General features: G+C 37.1%; 3 protein-coding genes. 1 reads left to right on the forward strand and 2 read right to left on the reverse strand.

Features of this window, described 5'->3' with window-relative positions; translation table 11 throughout:
* Positions 1-256: 256 nt before the first annotated feature.
* Complete coding sequence (gene dnaN, locus HET73_RS06525; protein WP_174134225.1) at positions 257-1405, reverse strand: DNA polymerase III subunit beta; 1149 nt, start codon at positions 1403-1405, stop codon at positions 257-259.
* Between the two features lie 106 nt (positions 1406-1511).
* Positions 1512-1637, reverse strand: coding sequence for a hypothetical protein (locus tag HET73_RS09160; RefSeq protein ID WP_281356051.1), 126 nt, complete (start codon positions 1635-1637; stop codon positions 1512-1514).
* A 625-nt stretch (positions 1638-2262) separates the two neighbouring features.
* Here HET73_RS09160 and HET73_RS06530 point away from each other — a divergent pair.
* A partial coding sequence (locus HET73_RS06530; protein WP_246210248.1) for an aspartate kinase occupies positions 2263-3454 on the forward strand: 1192 nt, incomplete at its 3' end.

The following is a 3454-nucleotide window of genomic DNA, read 5'->3' on the forward strand; positions in this document are numbered from 1 at the left end:
AAAAATGGTACTAAAATCAATGCTAATGCTCAAGATACAGTTTTCCAAGGCGCCGTGAGAGGAGTAATGTCACAACCAGTTTTTGAGATTCCAGAAGATGGTGGGCCACTTTCTTGGGATTGGCCGTGACACTCCACATGTCACTCTAGCCTTTTCTTATCATTCCAGCGCGTGACCTAGATCTTCTTATCCTCGTTAATTAGATCTCAGCGTCACGCGCTGGGATGACAGGGGAAAGGAGACTGGAATTCTTCCTTTAAGTCCTCATTGGCATCACTATATATAATGCATTTGGATCATCTTCATCAATGATAATTGTAGCACTATTACCATCTGATAAGCTGAACTTACATTTGTTTTTTATGCAGGACAAAGCATCAAGCAAATAGCGCGAATTAAATCCTATTTCTACAGGAGCTTCATCATAGTCTACCTCTATAGATTCAGTTGCATCACTGCACTCTTGAGAGTTTGAGTGTAGAGTTAGTAATTTTTCTTGTAACGAGAATCTAATGGACTTTATTTTATCGGATACAACAACGGAAACTCGATCGATAACGCTAGCGAGCTTACCGCTTTCAATAATCATTTGTTTATCTTGAGATGCTGGAATAACAGTTTTGTAATCTGGGAAAGTTCCATCTATCAATTTTGATATTAGAATATACTCACCGCATGTAAATTTAATTTTTCTATCTGAAAGTTTGATATTAACTTCATTACAATCATCCAATACTTTGAGCAACTCCATGACAGTTTTACGTGGAATGATTACCCCAAACTCACCATTGATATTTTCAGGTTTTGGTCTCTTTATACACGACAAACGGTGACCATCAGTTGCAACGCAATACAGAAACTGTTCATCTGTATGCAGATGTATTCCATTTAAATTATACCTCGTATCATCCAGTGATACAGCAAACTTTGTTTTAGTTAATAAGTCTGCCAAATCTGCACTCAATAGGGTAAAATCATATTGATGATCTCCTTCTTCAAGGACAGGAAAGTTGCTTGAAACTACATTCGGTAAAGAAAAGTTTGCATTTCCACAAGATATCAATAACTTTCCTTGATCATTCATTTCAAAATTAACATCCAAATCGGTTGGCAACTTCTTCACTATGTCGTGCAGAGTATGTGCTGAGATTTTTACTTCTCCTTCTGTTGATACATTTGCAGCAAGTGAGGCAAAGATTGAAATATCAAGGTCAGTAGCCTTCAGTTTTATGCTGCCATGTTGTGCTTTAATATTTATACACGCCAAAACATCTATCGCATTGCGCCTTTCAACCACTCCGCTTACTCTGGATAATGTACTTAAAAGACTTGCACGGCTCACGCTAAAACGAATTTGCTCGCACACAGTTTGCTCCTTGACTTCTACACCCGCAACCTCTGACATTACCGACTCTCAAAAATATATTTCAAATGATATCCACATTCTACGTAAAGTAAAGTGCTATTTTACCCTGCCTCAAGCACAGTGGAGGCCTATGTAAATTGGGTGGTTAAAGCTTGTGCTTATTTTGTAACAAGTCTTTTTGTATATATGAAGCAATGGGCTTAACAAATGGTGTCATTCTAGAGCCCACTTTCTTGTCATCCCAGCGCGTGACGCTGGGATCTATCGTCATACCGCCGCGGTATCTCTAGATCCCGCTAACAAGTAGCGGGATGACGGTGGCTATAAACATTAAGAAATTTACCAAATCAAAAAAAAGGCAAAAGAATCCCCGTGATGCGAGTTTTGACCCTCTAATAATGTAACTTGGCGCTGTAATAATGTGCTGACGCTTAGTTTAAGCGCGATTTTGGCTGCATGTGAAAAAATTTAAAAGACATGTAGCCCCAATAATTTATATAATCCGCCAATAAATACCTTAAGTTTTTTACTAAATTTTTGTCATTGAATCCGCGCGGATCAAAAACAAGTTTTGAGTCAGAAATACCCTTAGTGACATGATAAGGGGAGCGGCGGGGGTTGTCAAGGAGTTTCTAGCTCTGTTTCTATGTGCCCTAACTGGTAGACAATGTTCGTATACATAAAGTCTTTCGTAACACTATAATGTTTTTGCTGGAAATATTTTTTAGAAAAAACGTTTTATTTTATTTCAAAAACGTCTTAACTTTCTCTCCACTTTTTCTGGGTAAGGTCAAACTGCAACTGCTTTACCAGGAAACGTTAATCCCAAAAGGGAGTTAATATCAATAAATTATTTATAGAAATAAATCTTATGAAAAACAGATGCCTTTTAGGTTATGCAAGAAATTTTAGTACTATTTTTTTCTCTACAGGAAAGTTATATTGTAACTATGGACAACATAGTCGTAAAAAAATTTGGTGGAACTTCATTAACTGATTTAAACCGAGTTGCAAATTTGATAAAAAAAGATGTTGAGAAAGGCTGTAATGTAGTTGTTGTCGTTTCTGCTGTTGCAGAATTTACTGACCAAATGGCTTTTCAAGCTAGACAAATTTCAAATTTAAGCCGCAGACAAGAGCTGTCAGAATATGATGTTATACTTTCGGCGGGAGAACAGATCTCTTGTGGCCTGCTAGCAATCACTCTACAGTCTATTGGAGTCAATGCTAAATCGTGGCTTGCCTGGCAGTTACCGATCATAACTGACGATCTCTATTCCGCGTCTAAAATAAAAACAATAAAGATTGATCATTTGAAAAGATCTTTTGCTGAAGGTTATACTGTTGCAATTATTGCCGGGTTTCAGGGTGTATATGACAATAGAATCACTACTTTTGGCAGAGGGGGCTCTGATATATCAGCAGTTGCCCTCGCGGTAGCTTTTAATGTCAAGATTTGCGAGATTTTTACTGATATCGATGGAGTATATACAGCTGATCCGAAAATTGTCCCAAAAGCACACAAGCTCAAATTTATCTCTTATAATGAAATGTTGGAGATGTCGTCATCTGGTGCTAAAATACTGCATAATCGTTCAGTACAGCTTGCAATGAAACATAACATTAAAGTACAAGTGCTATCCACTTTTAAAGAGGCGGAAGGTACTGTAGTACTACACGAAAAAGGTGTACTGGAAAGACATATAATTACTGGAATAACTTGCAGCACTAATGAAGCTTTTGTAACTTTTACTGACATTTCAAGTACTTTGCATATTTTAAAAGATATGGTAGGGGCAAACATTAAAATTGATATGATACATGGATCAAGTCTTGTAGTTTCCAAATCTGATATTGATTTAGTGAAAGAGCTACTGAGTGGGAAGGAAATCAACAATGATGTAGCTAAAGTTTCAATAATTGGTATTGGTGTTATGTCTGTGATGCACCGCACACTCAAAGTCTTGAGCGAAAAAAAGGTAGAAATACTCGCTATCACAGCATCTGAAACTAAAATTAGTATAATAGTCCAAAGAGGATGTGCTGAAGCTCTAGTTAGAGATTTACATACCGAATTGGTACCAGATA

Source organism: Wolbachia endosymbiont of Atemnus politus, assembly GCF_013309895.1.

What these genes read in the sequence shown, in the direction of transcription:
- dnaN (WP_174134225.1), bottom strand. Translation starts at nt 1,405, where the DNA reads ATGTCAGAGGTTGCGGGTGTAGAAGTCAAGGAGCAAACTGTGTGCGAG.
- HET73_RS09160 (WP_281356051.1), bottom strand. Translation starts at nt 1,637, where the DNA reads ATGACGATAGATCCCAGCGTCACGCGCTGGGATGACAAGAAAGTGGGC.